The organism is Salinisphaera sp. C84B14 (genome assembly GCF_040361435.1).
Classification (GTDB): Bacteria; Pseudomonadota; Gammaproteobacteria; order Nevskiales; family Salinisphaeraceae; genus Salinisphaera.
Genome location: NZ_APNL01000012.1, coordinates 40841 through 56686, shown reverse-complemented (window position 1 = coordinate 56686; position 15846 = coordinate 40841). Strand labels below are relative to the sequence as shown.

The window sequence follows — 15846 nt, the reverse complement described above, 5'->3', positions numbered from 1 at the left end:
GATATGTACCCGATTTTCGACCCTCGATCTGCATCATGCTGACCCGCAGCGACTTCGAGCCCGCGTTCTGGCTACGCAATGCGCATGCGCAGACGGTGTTTGCGTCCAAGGTAAGGCCTTCGCCGGCGCTGGAAGTCGAGCGCGAGCGCCTGGAGCTGGACGACGGCGACTTTCTGGATCTGTCGTGGCTGCCCGAGCGCGGGCTCGATGCGGATGCACCCATCGTGATCGTGCTTCACGGCTTGAACGGCTCGCTGGAATCCAAGTACGCACGGGGGCTGTTGCGTCAGGCCGACGCCCACGGCGCGCGTGGCGTGCTGATGCATTTTCGCGGCGCGGCCGAGCCCAACCGTCTTGCCCGCAGCTATCACTCGGGCGAAACCGAGGATTTCGATACCGTTGTACGCCACGTACGCCGGCGCTTTGCGCGGGCGCCGCTGGCCGCGGTCGGCTATTCGCTGGGCGGCAACGTATTGCTCAAGTATCTTGGCGAACAGGGACGTGCCGCGCCCCTGGCCTGTGCCACGGCAGTATCGGTGCCCTACGATCTCAAGCGCTGTGCCCAGGCCATTCAGCAGGGGCTGTCGCGTATTTACCAGGCGCATATGATCAACGGCCTGCGCGAGGCCTACGAGGCCAAGTTCAAGCTCATCGAAGCGCCGCAGCCGTACCCGGATTTTCGCAAACTGCGGGATTTTCCCTCGTTCGACAATGCTGTGACCGCGCCCCTCAACGGCTTTCGCGATGCCGAGGACTACTACGAGCGCTCCAGCAGCGGCCCGTTTCTCAGGCATATCCGTCTGCCCACACTGATCATTCATGCCGAAGACGACCCCTTCATGGCGCCGGATGTCATACCGGGTCCGGATGCCCTGTCGTCGTCTATCCGGCTCGAAGTATCCCGCCATGGCGGCCATGTGGGCTTTGTCAGCGCCGGGCGCTACGGCGAACCGGTGTACTGGCTCGAACAGCGCATTCCGGCCTGGCTGCGTGAACGCCTGCCCGGCTTTGCTGCACACGATCCATTGAACGAGGCCGAGGAGACCGGCTGATCGGTGCGCCGGCTGCGCTGACCGTCGTCGTCCCGGCGATCGACGAAGCCGAGGCGCTGGGGCCGCTGTTGGCCGACCTGGCGGCCCAGCGCGACGTGGTGTTGCAGGTGCTTGTCGCCGACGGCGGCTCTACCGATCGAACCGTCGCGCTAGCCCGCGCCGGCCATGCGGAGGTGGTGTTCAGCCCGTCCGGACGCGGCGCGCAGATGAATGCTGCGGCCGCCCGGGCCACGCATCCCTGGCTTTGCTTTCTGCATGCCGACAGCCGCCTGACCCACCCGCGGCAGCTGGCGGCCGCGATCGACGCTCTCGGGTCGGACGATCGGGCGCGCCTGGCCGGCCACTTTGCCCTGAGCTTCGATCGAGAAACCACCGGGCATGCGTTTTTCTATCGCTATCTGGAAGCCAAGAGCGCGACCGGCCGGCGCTATACGATCAACGGCGACCAGGGGCTGATCATTGCGACCCGATTCTTCAACGAACTCGGCGGCTTTGATACCGGCCTTGGGTTTCTCGAGGATCAGCGCATGGCGGCGGCCATCGTCGAGGCAGGTCAGTGGCGGCTGTGCCCGTACCGGCTGGCAACATCGGCCCGGCGCTTCGAGAATGAAGGCGAGCGTGCGCGCTATCTGCTCATGGCTTTGATCATGGCCATGTACACCGCCGGCGTGGACCGGTTTTTCGAGCGCGCCCCAGGGGTCTACGCTCGCCAGAGCCAGATCGAACGTCTCCTGCTTGGGCCTTATATCGGCCTGCTGGCCTCGCTTTGGTGTGAGTGTGGCACCGCCGCATCGATTGCGGTGAGCTGGCGAGTTGCGGGGATTGCGCTCGCCCAGAGCTGGCAGCCGTTTCTGGCAATCGACGTGGCGCTGGAGCCCGTGTGGGGCAGGCGCCGTCACGCCCTTGGGCTGCATGATCGCCTGCTACGGCCGCTGCTGCAGAACCGCCTGCTGCAGGGTGTTTTGATGGTCGCCGGCCTGGCATGGATTTTCGGGCCGTTATGGCTGTGGTGTAGGCTGCAACACAAATAATCGTGTTGTTGCCATGAATACGCCCAAATCCGCTTCGAGCCACGACCCAAGAGATTACCGGCGCGCGCTCGAAGGCACGCTGGGTATACCGTTCACCGCGGGTAATCGGATCGAACGCCTGGTCAACGGTGTTCGCATTTTTCCGGCCATGATCGAGGCCGTCGAGGCCGCCGAGTATTCGATCGATTTTCTGACCTTCATCTACTGGCAGGGCGAGATCGCCGAGCGATTCGGTCATGCGCTGGCCGGGCGTGCACGTGCCGGCGTGCGGGTACGCATACTCCTGGACAGTTTCGGCGCACACAGCATGCCCCGCGACGTGCTCGACGATCTGACCCAGGCCGGCGCACAGATCGCCTGGTTCCGCCCGGCCGTGCGCTGGCGCTTCTGGCAGGCCGACAACCGCACCCATCGCAAGATTCTGGTGGTGGATAACCGGATCGGTTTCACCGGCGGGGTCGGCATCGCCGCCGAATGGGACGGCGATGCCCGCGAACCCGATGAATGGCGCGAAACGCATTTTCGTCTGACCGGCCCGGTCGTCGACGGCCTGCGCGGGGCGTTTCTGTCCAACTGGGTCGAGGCCGGCGAGCGCGGCTTCGACGACAGCTGGGAATATGCCGATCCGGAAATCGACGAGGAGAAGAACGGCGCGCTCGTCCAGGTGTTGCGCACCTCGGCCGCGGTCAACTACAGCGATATCGCCACCCTGTTTCGGTTGGTGATTTCGCTGGCTCGGCATCGGCTGCGGATCACCACCGGCTATTTCGTGCCTGATACCGCCACCATCGACATGCTCTGCAACGCGGCCCGTCGCGGGGTCGAGATCGAAGTGCTCATGCCGGGGCCCTATACCGACTCGCGCGTGGCCCGGGCGGCGGCGGACGATGCCTATCAGCCGCTGCTCGAAGCCGGCGTGAAGCTGTATCGCTATCAGCCGACCATGCTGCACGCCAAGATCGTGCTGGTCGACGACGTGGTCGCGATCAGCGGTTCGGCGAACTTCAACCATCGCTCGATGGGCAAGGACGACGAAATCGCCATTGCCATGATCGATCCGCCCACCTTCGCTGCCCTCGACGCCGATTTTGACGACGATCGTGAACGTTGCCACCAGGTCACGCTCGAAAACTGGGAAAAGCGCGGCGTTTTGCAGCGGCTCAAGGAGTTGCTCAGCCGTATTCTCAAGCCTCAGGCCTGAGCGCCGCGGCACCGCTTCAGACGCGGCGCAGGCGATCCAGGCGTAGCCGGTGGCGTTCGTCGAACAGGCGCCGGGTGCCCAGCTCGACCGCCAGCAGGGTGCCAAAGCCGGTGCCGGCGGCGATCAGAAACATGATCAATATCTGATACTTGACCGCCTCCCAAGGCGGGCTGCCGGCCAGAATCTGGCCGGTCATCATGCCGGGCAGGCTGATGATGCCGGCCGCGGCCATGGCGTTGAGCATGGGAATGAGGCCCGCGCGCATCGCATCGCGGCGCATATCGGCGATCGCCTGGCCGGCGGTCGCGCCCAGGGCCAGTCGGGTTTCTACCACGGTCGCGCCGCGCCAGACTTCCTGGGTGAGCCGATCCATGGACAAGGCGATGCCGGTCATCGTATTGCCCAGCAGCATGCCCAGCAGCGGAATCGCGTATTGCGGGGTATACCAGGGCTCCACGCGGATCACGATCACGAGCGTGGCGACCGCGGTCACGAACGACGACAAAAACATCGACGCGGTGCCGGCCAGAAAGCCGTAGCCGCCCGTAAAGCGGCGCTTCTGCCGGCTCGCGGCCTCGCGGCCGGCCAGCAGCAGCATTACGAACGCCATCAGCGCCACCCATAACAGGCGCTCCTGGGCGAATATGGCCTCCAGGATCAAGCCCACGAGCGCGAGCTGGGCCGCGGTGCGCACCGCCGCGACGAGCAGCGTGCGCGTGACGCCCAGCTTCATGGCCGCAGTGGTGGCTGCCAATGCCAGGACCGCGATAGCGGCCAGTGCCAGATCAAAAAACGACAGCGAAATCAGTTGCATGACGCCTCGATCGGCTGGCCTGTGCTATCCAGTTGGCATTGCGATGAGGCGACCCGCTCACGCTGCGCGCGATCGTGGCTTACCCAGATACAGCAGGCGCGCCGGCTCGACAGATAGTCGCCGACGAGTCGCTCCACGCGCTCGATATTGCGATCGTCGAGATTGGCGGTGGGCTCGTCCAGCAGGAGCACGTCGGGCGTGAGGGCCAGGGTGCGCGCAAGCGCCAGACGTTGTTTCTGCCCGGAGGACAGGCGTTCGATCGGCTGGTCGAGCAGCGATATTGACAGGTCGAGGGCGTCCAGCAGGGGGGCGCAGTCGCGCTCGAAGTGCGGCCGGGGTGTATCCGCCCACCAGGCCGATTCCGCGGCCAGAAAGGCGACACGCCGGCGCCACTCCGGCGCCGGCATGTCTACGGCAGCCACGCCGTCGAGGCGACACTCGCCGTGGTGTGCGTCCAGGTCGGCCATGGCGCGCAAAAGACGGGTCTTGCCCGCACCCGAGGGCGCGCTCAGCCCCAGGCATTCGCCGGCCGCAATCGAGATGTCGACCGGACCGATCGCGCCGGTCGCCAGCCCGATGGCCTGGAAACGTGTCGTGCTCACGCCGCGCTGCCGGGTCCGACCCAACGCCGACGCGGGCAGCCGATCAGATCGCGTCGCGGTCCGTTTCGCCAGTACGAATACGTACGACCTGTTCGAGGTTGTGTACGAAGATCTTGCCGTCCCCGATCTGACCGGTCTTGGCGGCTTCCACAATGGCTTCGACCACCGCTTCCACGCGGTCGTCGGCCACTGCGACTTCGAGTTTGACCTTGGGCAGGAAGTCCACGGCATATTCGGCGCCGCGATAGAGTTCGGTATGGCCTTTCTGGCGCCCGAAGCCTTTGACTTCGGTCATGGTGGTGCCGTGTACGCCCACTTCGGCGAGTGCTTCACGGACATCGTCGAGACGAAAGGGCTTGATGACGGCGGTAACCATTTTCATGGTTTGAAACTCCTCATTTCTGATGCCAGCGAGTCTAACAGCTGGCGCGCACGCTGCCAGCAAAGGTGTGGCCTAGAGATCGTAGCCGCGTTCTTCATGTTCGAAGATATCGAGGCCGACCTGTTCGTTCTCCACGGCCACGCGCAGACCCATGGTTGCCTGGAGCACCTTGAGGATGATCCAGGTCAGCACGCCGGTATAGACGAACACCGACGCCACGCCAAGCGCCTGAATGCCGACCTGGGCAACGATGCTTTCGATACCCGCGGCAAAGCCCTGGCCCGAGAAAGGGCCGAGATGGGTGGAGGCGAACACGCCGGCCAGCAGCGTACCGATAATGCCGCCCACGCCGTGCACCGGAAACACGTCCAGCGAATCGTCGATACGCAGGCTGCGCTCGACCCAGAGCGTGGCGGTAAAACAGACCACGCCGGCGAGGATGCCGATGATGATCGCGCCGCCCGGGCCCACATAGCCGGAGGCCGGGGTGATGGTGCCCAGGCCGGCGACCATGCCGGTCACGATACCGAGCACGCTCGGCTTGCCGAAACGAATCCATTCGGCCGCCATCCAGGTCAGACAGCCGGCAGCGGCCGACAGATGCGTGACCAGCATGGCCATGCCGGCCTGACCGTTGGCGGCCAGGGCGCTGCCGCCGTTAAAGCCGAACCAGCCGACCCACAACATGCCGGCGCCGGAGACGGTCATGGTGAGATTGTGCGGCGCCATCGCGGTCTTCTGAAAGCCGTGACGCGGGCCCACGACAATAGCCGCGACCAGTGCCGCTACGCCCGCGGTCACGTGTACGACCGTGCCGCCGGCAAAGTCGAGCAGGCCGAGTTGGCCCAGCCAGCCGCCGCCCCACACCCAGTGGGTGACCGGCACATAGACCAGAAGCAACCATGCCGCAGTAAACACAAGCAGGGTGGCGAATCGAAACCGCTCCGCGAAGCCGCCGATGATGAGCGCCGGCGTGATGACCGCGAATGTCATCTGGAACAGGGCGAACACGGGTTCGGGAATCGTGCCGGCCACGCTGGACACGCCCACGCCGGCAAAGAAAAGCTTGTCGAGGCCGCCAATGAAGGCATTGCCCTCGGAGAACGCCAGGCTGTAGCCGCAGATCACCCAGAGCAGAGAGGCCAGCGCACAAATGGCGAAGCACTGCATGAGTACCGACAGCACGTTGCGTACCCGCACCAGCCCGCCATAGAACAACGCCAGCCCCGGCAGCGTCATGAATAGCACCAGTGCGGTCGTGGTCATGACCCAGGCGGTATCGGCACCGTCGATTACCGGCGCGGCGGCGGCCGGCAGGCTGCTGGCCAGAAGCAGGAAGAAAGCCGGGAGGTGAAGCGTTTTGGTTGGCAGCATGGCGTTTCGGGGCGGTCTGAATCGATCGCCGCGAAGTATAGCGAAGCCGGCCCCCGTGTTGCCGATGCCGAGAATGAAGATGCGGTATTGCGAACAGGGTAATCGGCGATGTCTGCCGTGGGGCAGCGTGTGCGATAGGGCACGGCGTCCGGGTGGCGGGATCACGCAAAAAAAAGAGGCCCCGTTGCCGGGGCCTCTTCGATGCGCAATCGCTCGCGAGCGTTTGCGATTTAGGACATCGAGCGACGGCTGCCGCCGGAGGTGAACTCCGGATAGGCTTCCATGCCGCATTCGCCCAGATCCACGCCCTCGACTTCCTCTTCTTCCGAGACGCGGATGCCGACAACCGCCTTGAGGATGCCCCAGACGATCAGGCTGGTCACGAACACCCACACGAAGATGGTCAGCGCGCCGACGATCTGGCCGCCAAAGCTGGCACCGTCATTCGTGATCGGCACCACCAGCAGGCCGAGCAGACCACAGACACCATGCACCGAGATCGCGCCCACCGGGTCGTCGATCTTGAGTTTGTCCAGCGCCAGGATCGAGAACACCACCAGGATGCCGCCAGCGGCACCGAACAGGGTCGCCACGAGCGGGCTCGGGGTCGAAGGCTCGGCGGTGATCACCACCAGACCGGCCAGCGCGCCGTTGAGCGCCATGGTCAAATCGCCTTTGCCGAACATGGCACGGGCGAGCAGAAGGGCCGCGACCAGGCCACCAGCGGCGGCGGTGTTGGTGTTCAAGAACACCATGGCCACCGAGTTGGCGCTGGCGATATCACCGAGCTTGAGCACGGAACCGCCGTTAAAGCCGAACCAGCCCATCCACAGGATCAGCGTGCCGAGTGCGGCCAGCGGCAGGTTGGCGCCCGGGATGGCGCCGACGGTGCCGTCGGCGCGGAACTTGCCCTTACGCGGGCCAAGCAGCAGCACACCGGCCAGGGCCGCGGCAGCGCCGGCCATATGCACGATGCCGGAGCCGGCAAAGTCGGAGAAGCCGCCGAAATCGTCGAAGTTGTACAGGCCGAACACGTCGGCGCCGTTCCACGACCAGGAGCCTTCCATCGGATAGATGAAGCCGGTCATGATTACCGCAAAGCCCAGGAAGGCCCACAGCTTCATGCGTTCGGCAACCGCGCCGGACACCACCGACATGGCCGTGGCCACGAACACCACCTGGAAGAAGAAGTCGGAAGCGTCGGCATATACCGAATCGCCGCCGAAGCCGTTTTCGGCCGAGGCGGCCAGGGCTTCCTGTACCAGGTTGTCGCCGCCGGCAATGCCGTTCAGGAACAGGCTGCCGTCGTACATGATCATGTAGCCGCAGATCATGTACATGATGCAGGAGATCGAGTACAGCGCGATGTTCTTGGTCAGGATTTCGGTCGTGTTCTTGGCACGAACCAGGCCGCCTTCCAGCATGGTGAAGCCGGCGGCCATCCACATGACCAGTGCCCCGCAGATCAAAAAGTAGAAGGTATCGATTGCATACTGCAATTCGAAGATATTGTTTTCCATGGCGTGGGGTTTCCCTCGAAATTTAAGGCGTTACGCGGGCGCGGCTTAAAGCGCGTCCTTGCCCGTTTCGCCGGTGCGGATACGGATGGCCTGTTCCAGCTCGGTGACGAAGATCTTGCCGTCGCCGATCTTGCCGGTATGGGCCGCCTTGGAGATTGCTTCCACGGCCGATTCGAGTTCGGACTCCTCGATCGCGACTTCGATCTTCACCTTGGGTAGAAAATCGACCACGTATTCAGCACCGCGGTAGAGTTCCGTATGGCCTTTCTGACGTCCGAAACCCTTGACCTCGGTCACGGTGATGCCTTGCACACCGACCTCGGAAAGCGCTTCGCGGACCTCATCGAGCTTGAACGGCTTGATTACGGCTGCGATTAATTTCATATGACCTGCTCCTGTCATGCGGTATCGCACGCCCCGTTGCCTCGCATTCAAGCATTCGGGACGTGCAGGCGAGAGATTGCGAACCGGTCTAAGCACTCACCGTGCCAAGGCATTAAAAACAGTCGGTTAGGGGCGTATTCGAGGACTTGTTGAACGGCCGTTGACGGGCCGTGAATGCATCGCACCAAAAAAGTGCAAGGCGCTTTTGCGTCGGGCGGGCGTTCGCGTCATGCTGTTGTTTTAAACATCAAGGTCGTCTTAGCCGCTTATGCGCTCTATCGAAGATATCGCTGCCCGTCTCGCCCAGGCTCTGCCGCCCCAGGTGGCGCCGCTGCGCGACGAATTGCACGCCAATTTCCGTACGATTCTTCAGGGTCAGCTGGCGCGACTCGACCTGGTGCCGCGCGAGGAATTCGAAGCCGCGCGTGAAATGCTTGCGCACACGCGCCGCAAGCTCGACGCGCTGGAAACGCAGGTGGCCGCGCTGGAAGCCGAACGCGACAACGCCGCCAGCCGCTAGCGCCCACGGTGGCCCTGGCGACGGTACACAGCCGAGCCCAGACCGGCCTGGAAGCGCCGGCGGTGACGGTCGAGGTCGACCTGGCCGGCGGGCTGCCCGCGCTGGCGATCGTTGGCCTGCCGGAAACCGAGGTCAAGGAAAGCAAGGACCGCGTACGCGCGGCGATTGTCAACAGCGGCTACGAGTTTCCGACCCGTCGGATAACGGTCAACCTCGCGCCCGCGGATCTGCCCAAGGAGGGCGGGCGTTTCGACCTGGCGATCGCGCTGGGCATACTCGCTGCCTCGGGCCAGATTCCGGGCGAGAGCGTGTCCGGCTACGAATTCCTGGGCGAGTTGTCGCTATCCGGTGCGCTGCGCGGCGTGCGCGGGGCGTTGCCCGCGGCGCTGGCCGCAAACCAGGCCCGGCGGGTGCTCGTCGTACCCGAGGACAACGGCCCGGAAGCCGCGCTGGCCGCCCCGGACGGGGCGTTTGCGGCGGCCCATTTGGCGGACGTGGCCGCCAGCCTCGCCGGCGACGAGGCGCTCTGGCATCGCCCGCAGCCGGCAGCCGGGCATACGCCCTCGATACATGAAGACATGGCCGACGTGCGCGGCCAGCAGCAGGCCAAGCGGGCCCTTGAAATCGCGGCGGCCGGCGGGCACTCGCTGCTGCTGATCGGCCCGCCGGGGGCGGGCAAGACCATGCTGGCCTGCCGGCTGCCGGGCCTGCTGCCGGCCATGACCCAGGAACAGGCAATGCAGAGCGCGGCCGTGGCCTCGATTTCGCCCGGCGGCTTCTCTCCCGAAAACTGGGGCCGACGTCCGTTTCGTGCCCCGCACCATACCGCCTCGGGCGTGGCGTTGGTGGGCGGCGGCTCCACCCCGCGCCCGGGCGAAATCACGCTTGCCCACAACGGCGTGCTGTTTCTCGACGAACTGCCCGAATTTGATCGGCGCGTACTGGAAGTGCTGCGCGAGCCGCTCGAATCCGGGCATATCGTGATCTCCAGGGCCGCGCGTCAGGCCGAATTTCCGGCGGCGTTTCAGCTGATTGCCGCGATGAATCCTTGCCCCTGCGGTTACCTCGGCGATGCCTCGGGCCGCTGTAACTGCACGCCAGAGCGTATTTCACGCTATCGCGATCGCATTTCCGGCCCCTTGCTGGATCGCATCGACATGCATCTCAATGTAGCGCCCGTCGGCCGCGATGTGCTCATGGGTGGTGCACAGGCCGAGCGCGCAGAAAGCAGCACCGAAGTGCGCGAGCGGGTCGTCGTTGCCCGCCAGCAGGCGGCTGCACGGGGCCACGGCCCGAATGCGTGCCTACGGCCGGCCGATATCGATACGTATTGCCTGCTCGAAAAAAGTGCGCGCTCTATTTTGGAGCAGGCGATCGCCAGATTGGGGCTGTCGGCCCGTGCCTACCACCGTATTCTGCGTGTCGCGCGCACCATTGCCGATCTCGCCGGCGCCGACACCATCAACGCCGGCCACGTGGCCGAAGCCATCGGCTATCGACAGCTCGATCGAAACGCGACGTCCTGATTTTGTAATAAAAGTGTGATCTGGCCGGGCTCATGCCAGAGGCGCCCGCGTCCGATCGATAGGGCGCAGACGTATTGGCAAAGGTGTGGCCCGGGTTGAACGGTTGATCACGTCTGCCGGTTTGGCATGTCTCGTGCATCAACGGCCACTGTCCCGTTCAAGGCCTAGGCCGCGTTTGGGGTTTCTCGCTACGAGATTTTTTGCAAAGGGAGCAAAAACCGAGATGAAAAAACAACTTCTAATCGGCTGCGCGGCAGCGGTCGCGACCGTATCCAGCGCCAGCGCGATCGCCGCCGAAGCCAGTGCCAACGTGGCCTTCACCACTGACTACCGTTATCGCGGTGTGTCACAGACCGATCGCGACTTCGCGATTCAAGGCGGGTTCGATTATGCCCTCGACAGCGGCCTGTACATGGGCACCTGGGCGTCGAACGTCGACAACTTTAACCCCAGCCCGGTCACCGGCGATAACGGTGCCCAGGCCGAGATCGATTTCTATGTCGGCTACGGTCTGGCGCTGAGCGAACACTGGGCGCTCGATTTCAACGTCCTCTACTACTACTACCCGGGCGCAAGCACGGCCGGCGACAACAACGAAATCGACTTCTGGGAATACACGCCCGGTATCGCCTACAGCGACGACAACATGTCGGCGGCGTTCTCCGTGTCCTACAGCGACGATTTCTATAACGAATCCGGCGATGCCTTCTACTACAACGCCAGCTTCGAATTCCCGCTGGAAGAATGGCTGACGCTGGGCGCCCATGCCGGCTACCAGACCGTCGACGACAACGAGCTGTATTTCGAAGACTATGCGGACTGGTCGATCTCGCTGGGGACCACCCAGTTCGGCCTCGACTGGTCGGTCGCCTATGTCGATACCGACCTGGACGATGCCGCCTGCGGCGGTGCCAACATCTGTGGCGCGACCGCGGTGGGCACGATCAGCAAATCGTTCTAAACGCGTCTTGAGCGGCTGAACCAAGCCGGCCTTCGGGCCGGCTTTTTTGTGCCTGTCGATACGCGATCGACCGTCTGCGCACGTCGCGCTAGCTGCTAGACTCTGCCGCCCATGGCGACTCCCAAGCTCAACCCCCAACAGGACGCGGCGGTCCGTTATCTCGACGGCCCGTTGCTCGTGCTCGCCGGTGCCGGTTCGGGCAAAACCGGCGTTATTACCCGCAAGATCGCGCATCTCATCAAGAACGGTTATGCGGGCGACCGCATCGCGGCGGTGACCTTCACCAACAAGGCCGCCCGCGAGATGAAGCAGCGCGCCTCGAAGCTCATCGACGGCGATGCGGCCCGCGGGCTGACCGTCAGCACCTTTCACAGCCTCGGCCTGCAGATGATTCGTGCCGAGCATGCCGCATTGGGCTACAAGCCGCGCTTTTCGATCTTCGATGCCGAAGACGCGGACAAGCTGCTGGCCGACCTGATTGGCAAGGATGCCGAGCTGCGCAAGACCGCGCGTTTTACCATCAGCGCATGGAAGTCGGCCTTGATGGACCCCGAGGCCGCCGCGGCGAGCGCGGCCGGTTCCGAACAGGCGATCGCACGGGCCTATGCCGAATATCAGCGTCGATTGAAGGCCTATAACGCAGTGGATTTCGACGATCTGCTCAGTCTGCCGGTGCAACTTCTGCGCGAGGACGCGGCCGCCCGCGAGCGCTGGCAGAATCGTTTTCGTTACCTGCTGGTGGACGAGTATCAGGACACCAACGCGGCCCAGTACGAACTCATGCGCCTGCTGGCCGGCGTGCGCGCGGCCTTTACCGTGGTGGGCGACGACGACCAGTCGATTTATGCCTGGCGCGGCGCGCGCCCCGGCAATATCGCCGATCTGTCGCGCGACTTTCCGCATTTGAAGGTCATCAAGCTCGAACAGAATTATCGCTCGGTGGGCAATGTGCTGTCGGCGGCGAACACGCTCATCTCGGCCAACGCCCGCGTGTACGAAAAGAACCTGTGGAGTGCGATGGGCGCGGGCGATCGTATCCGCGTGCTCGCCTGTGCCGACGAGGCCGGCGAGGCCGATCGCGTGGCCAGCGAAATCTCGTCGCACCGGCTGCGCACCGGCAACGCCTTCGGCGATTACGCCGTACTCTATCGTGGCAATTTCCAGTCGCGCGCGTTCGAAAAAGCCATGCGCGAGCGCCAGATTCCGTATCGCGTCTCCGGTGGACGGTCGTTTTTCGAACGCAGTGAAATTCGGGACCTCGCCGCCTACCTCAAGCTACTGGTCAACCCGGACGATGACGCCGCCTTCCTGCGGGTGGTGAATCTGCCACGTCGCGAAATCGGGCCGGCCACGCTGGAAGCCCTGGCCCGTTATGCCGGCAGTCGGCACCTGAGCCTGTTCGATGCCGCCCGCGGCGTGGGGCTGGCCGGCGGCGTGGGCGATCGCGCCGGCCGGCGGCTGGCCGAGTTCGTGGACTGGGCGCGTTGTCTCGCGCGCGACGGCGAATCCATGCCCGCCAAGGAATTGGTGGTGCAGCTGATTTCCGATATCGGCTATCGCGACTGGCTACGCGATACCGCTGCGAATACGCGCGCTGCCCGCAAGCGCCTCGAGAACGTCGACGAATTTCTCGGCTGGCTCGGGCATATGGAAGAAAACAGCGACGGCACGCCGCGCGGGCTCGACGAAGTGGTGCGCCGGCTCAGCCTCATGGACTTTGCCAATCAGAGCGAAAAGGACATCGAAAACCAGGTGCATCTGCTTACCCTGCATGCCGCCAAGGGGCTGGAGTTCGACCACGTGTTTCTGGTCGGCATGGAAGAAGGGCTCTTGCCGCACCATGCCTGCATGGACGACGAAAAGATCGAAGAAGAACGCCGGCTGCTCTATGTCGGCATCACCCGGGCGCGCAAAACGCTGTCGTTGAGCTATGCACGCCAGCGCCGGCGGGGCGGCGAAAATACCGACAGCACCCCCAGCCGGTTTCTGGAAGAGCTGCCCAAGGACGAAATCGACTGGCCACAGGCACGCAAGCGCGACCCGAAAGCCGAAGCCGAGCATGGCCGCAGCCAGCTCGCCGCGCTCAAGGCCATGCTGGGCGAAAACGCGGATTGAAACAGGGTGCGCCCGGCCCGACCGGGCGGCGTGCAGGATGGCTGTTGTCCGTGTTCAAAGGCCCAGATCGGTCAGCCCCGGGTGGTCGTCCGGCCGCCGTCCCTGGGGCCAGAAGAACAGTCGTTCATCCGGGCAAATCGGGCAGTCGTTGATGCTGGCGAGGCGGGTATGCATCAGGCCGGCGGCGTCGAACTGCCAGTTCTCGTTGCCATAGGCTCGATACCACTGGCCGGTATCGTCGCGATATTCATAGGCAAAGCGCACGGCGATACGATCCTCGGCGTAGGTCCATAACGACTTGATGAGTCGATACTCCAGCTCGCGCTGCCATTTGCGCTGCAGAAAGGCGTGTATCGCATCGCGGCCGTTCAAGAATTCCACTCGATTACGCCAGCTGCTGTCGGGCGTATAGGCCAGCACGACGCGGCTGGGGTCGCGGCTGTTCCAGGCATCTTCAGCGAGGCGAACCTTGCGGGCGGCGCTGTCGGGATCGAACGGTGGTACGGGGGCTTTGATGGTCATGGCGGTCCTCGCGATGGGTAGACCGGTTTGTCTACATAAGCGAAGTCTGGCGCATGTAGACCGACCTGTCTACACTGTTCGCATGATCGAAAACATATCCGTCGAGGCCCACGCGCCACCGCGCCAGCGCATTCTCCAGGCCGCGCAGCGGCTGTTCTATCGCGACGGAATTCGGGCAACGGGCACCAACGCACTCATTGCCGAAGCCAGCGTGACCAAGGCCACCTTCTATCGCCATTTCGCCAGCAAGGATGCGCTGGTCGAGGCGTTTCTGCAGGCGCGGCATGAGCGTTGGCTCGAGTGGTTTGTTCAGGCGCTCGCACGCCAGGGCGGCAACCCAAAGGCAATCGCGCCGGCGCTTGGCGAGTGGCTGGCCGGCCCCGAGTTTCGTGGCTGTGCATTTCTCAACAGCGTGGGTGAATACGGCCAGGCGCTGGCCAGCGTGAATCGCGCGGCGCGCATGCACAAAAAGCAGATGATTGCGGCGGTGGCGAGCTGTCTGGGTAAACAGAATGCTGGCACCCAGCCCAAAGCCAGCCAGATCGCGCTGGCGATCGATGGCGCGATCATGCGCGTGCAGAGCGGGGAGCCGGCGTTAGCGGTCGTCGCCGATCTTGACGCTTTGGTTCAATGCGTGGCCGGTATCGCCCCGTCCGCCAGCCAGGCATAAAAAAGCCGCCCCGTGGGGCGGCTTTTAATAACGCATAGCGCTGACGTTGAGCCGCTTAGGTCGCGCCGGCTTCGCTGAGGATGTGGTCCACGGCGTTATGCATTTCCTCTTCGGAAAGATCGGGGTTGCCGCCCTTGGCCGGCATGCCCTTGTAGCCGTTGATCGCGCGCGAGTAGAGCGTGTCCTTGCCCTGCTCGTCGAGACGTTTCGTCCATTCCGCGGTATCGGACGTCTTCGGCGCACCGGCCACCCCGGAGGTATGACAGGCCGAACAGACGTTGGCATAGACTTCTTCGCCGGACATGGGCTCGCCGCCGCTGTCGTCGCCCGCGGCGGCAACCGACGTCGCGTTCGGATCGGTATTGACCGCATACACCGGTTCGGTTCGATCCTTCACGCGCGAGAGCTGTTCAGGGCGCATCTCGCCGCTGTCACCCGCGCCGGAAATCAGCCGCGCGCCCACAATGGCCGCGATCGTGATCAGGAACAGCGCGCCAAGTACGATGGTAAAAGCGCGAAAGAATGTCTGGTCGGTATTGGCGGTCATGGCAAGCTTTATGTTGCGTGGTCGAACGATGCGCGGAATCGCGCGCAGTATAACGGATTTTAGCGCTCACACGGATACGTGTACGCAACGAGGATGGACGCGGCGCCGGCGGGTGCGTATCCTTTGCGGCGCCGATGCGCCCGTAGCTCAGCTGGATAGAGTGTCGGCCTCCGAAGCCGAAGGTCGCAGGTTCGAATCCTGCCGGGCGCACCAATAAAACACCCGCCGCAGGCGGGTTTTTTATTGGTATATCGACAATCATTCGAACCTGCGATAGACAGACAAGCAGGGTTCGACGGGCTCGCGGAGCGAGCCCGAACCGTCGCGCAGCGACGGGCCCGAAGGGCGAGGCGCGTAGCGCCGAGTAATCCTGCCGGGCGCACCAATAAAACACCCGCCGCAGGCGGGTTTTTTATTGGACTATCGATAATTGTTCGAACCTGCGACAGATAGACAAGCATGGTTCGACGGGTTCGCGCCGCTCGGGGCATGAGTCAGCCCGAAATCGCGCGTTATTCAAAACGCGCTACTTCTTCCATAGCCCAGCTGTCGAACGCCTCAAGGCCCGTGTGGTTTTCGGGTATTACGGGGATACGCGTTCGCCGTTCGCTAACCCTGCGCGACC

16 protein-coding genes and 1 tRNA gene are annotated in these 15846 nt (G+C 64.0%); 9 read left to right on the top strand and 8 right to left on the bottom strand.

Going from position 1 to position 15846, the window contains the following annotated elements; genetic code table 11:
• Positions 1-35 precede the first annotated feature (35 nt).
• Genes C84B14_RS11650 through C84B14_RS11640 form a run of 3 tightly spaced genes read left to right on the top strand, consistent with a single transcriptional unit; the run spans position 36 to position 3284 of the window.
• Positions 36-1052, top strand: coding sequence for a hydrolase (locus C84B14_RS11650; RefSeq protein WP_353224265.1), 1017 nt, complete (start codon positions 36-38; stop codon positions 1050-1052).
• Positions 1025-2083, top strand: a complete 1059-nt coding sequence (locus C84B14_RS11645; RefSeq protein ID WP_353224368.1) for a TIGR04283 family arsenosugar biosynthesis glycosyltransferase — start codon at positions 1025-1027, stop codon at positions 2081-2083. Before C84B14_RS11650 ends, C84B14_RS11645 begins: the two co-directional genes overlap by 28 nt.
• Positions 2084-2096: 13 nt before the next feature.
• Positions 2097-3284 carry a phospholipase D-like domain-containing protein gene (locus tag C84B14_RS11640; protein WP_353224263.1) on the top strand — a complete coding sequence of 396 codons (1188 nt, stop codon included), beginning with the start codon at positions 2097-2099 and terminating at the stop codon, positions 3282-3284.
• 16 nt (positions 3285-3300) lie between these two features.
• Here C84B14_RS11640 and C84B14_RS11635 read toward each other — a convergent pair whose 3' ends face one another.
• The 6 genes from C84B14_RS11635 to glnK all read right to left on the bottom strand — a co-directional run bounded on the left by C84B14_RS11635 (position 3301) and on the right by glnK (position 8360).
• Positions 3301-4098, bottom strand: coding sequence for an ABC transporter permease (locus C84B14_RS11635; protein ID WP_353224261.1), 798 nt, complete (start codon positions 4096-4098; stop codon positions 3301-3303).
• Positions 4089-4700, bottom strand: a complete 612-nt coding sequence (locus C84B14_RS11630; RefSeq protein WP_353224259.1) for an ABC transporter ATP-binding protein — start codon at positions 4698-4700, stop codon at positions 4089-4091. Before C84B14_RS11630 ends, C84B14_RS11635 begins: the two co-directional genes overlap by 10 nt.
• Positions 4701-4743: 43 nt before the next feature.
• Positions 4744-5082, bottom strand: coding sequence for a P-II family nitrogen regulator (locus tag C84B14_RS11625; RefSeq protein ID WP_293623433.1), 339 nt, complete (start codon positions 5080-5082; stop codon positions 4744-4746).
• A 72-nt stretch (positions 5083-5154) separates the two neighbouring features.
• Positions 5155-6456: an ammonium transporter gene (locus tag C84B14_RS11620; protein ID WP_353224257.1), complete on the bottom strand. Its 1302-nt coding sequence runs from the start codon at positions 6454-6456 to the stop codon at positions 5155-5157.
• A 230-nt stretch (positions 6457-6686) separates the two neighbouring features.
• Positions 6687-7976 (bottom strand): ammonium transporter AmtB, encoded by a 1290-nt coding sequence (locus C84B14_RS11615; RefSeq protein ID WP_353224255.1) that lies wholly within the window; start codon positions 7974-7976, stop codon positions 6687-6689.
• Between the two features lie 45 nt (positions 7977-8021).
• Positions 8022-8360 (bottom strand): P-II family nitrogen regulator, encoded by a 339-nt coding sequence (gene glnK, locus C84B14_RS11610; RefSeq protein WP_348767735.1) that lies wholly within the window; start codon positions 8358-8360, stop codon positions 8022-8024.
• A gap of 268 nt (positions 8361-8628) precedes the next feature.
• Between glnK and C84B14_RS11605 the strand changes: the two genes are divergently transcribed.
• From C84B14_RS11605 to C84B14_RS11590, 4 genes are all read left to right on the top strand, one after another.
• Positions 8629-8880 carry an accessory factor UbiK family protein gene (locus C84B14_RS11605; protein WP_353224253.1) on the top strand — a complete coding sequence of 84 codons (252 nt, stop codon included), beginning with the start codon at positions 8629-8631 and terminating at the stop codon, positions 8878-8880.
• An 8-nt stretch (positions 8881-8888) separates the two neighbouring features.
• Complete coding sequence (locus tag C84B14_RS11600) at positions 8889-10406, top strand: YifB family Mg chelatase-like AAA ATPase (RefSeq protein WP_353224251.1); 1518 nt, start codon at positions 8889-8891, stop codon at positions 10404-10406.
• A gap of 223 nt (positions 10407-10629) precedes the next feature.
• Complete coding sequence (locus C84B14_RS11595) at positions 10630-11367, top strand: TorF family putative porin (RefSeq protein WP_348767738.1); 738 nt, start codon at positions 10630-10632, stop codon at positions 11365-11367.
• Between the two features lie 111 nt (positions 11368-11478).
• Positions 11479-13482: a UvrD-helicase domain-containing protein gene (locus C84B14_RS11590; RefSeq protein WP_353224249.1), complete on the top strand. Its 2004-nt coding sequence runs from the start codon at positions 11479-11481 to the stop codon at positions 13480-13482.
• A gap of 54 nt (positions 13483-13536) precedes the next feature.
• Here the strand turns inward: C84B14_RS11590 and C84B14_RS11585 are convergent, their stop codons facing one another.
• Positions 13537-14004 (bottom strand): nuclear transport factor 2 family protein, encoded by a 468-nt coding sequence (locus tag C84B14_RS11585; RefSeq protein WP_353224248.1) that lies wholly within the window; start codon positions 14002-14004, stop codon positions 13537-13539.
• A gap of 82 nt (positions 14005-14086) precedes the next feature.
• Between C84B14_RS11585 and C84B14_RS11580 the strand changes: the two genes are divergently transcribed.
• Complete coding sequence (locus C84B14_RS11580; protein ID WP_353224246.1) at positions 14087-14674, top strand: TetR/AcrR family transcriptional regulator; 588 nt, start codon at positions 14087-14089, stop codon at positions 14672-14674.
• 55 nt (positions 14675-14729) lie between these two features.
• Here C84B14_RS11580 and C84B14_RS11575 read toward each other — a convergent pair whose 3' ends face one another.
• Complete coding sequence (locus tag C84B14_RS11575) at positions 14730-15221, bottom strand: c-type cytochrome (protein ID WP_348767742.1); 492 nt, start codon at positions 15219-15221, stop codon at positions 14730-14732.
• Positions 15222-15357: 136 nt separating this feature from the next.
• On the opposite strand from C84B14_RS11575, the gene C84B14_RS11570 reads away from it, so the two are divergent.
• Positions 15358-15434, top strand: a tRNA-Arg gene (locus C84B14_RS11570).
• Positions 15435-15846 lie beyond the last annotated feature (412 nt).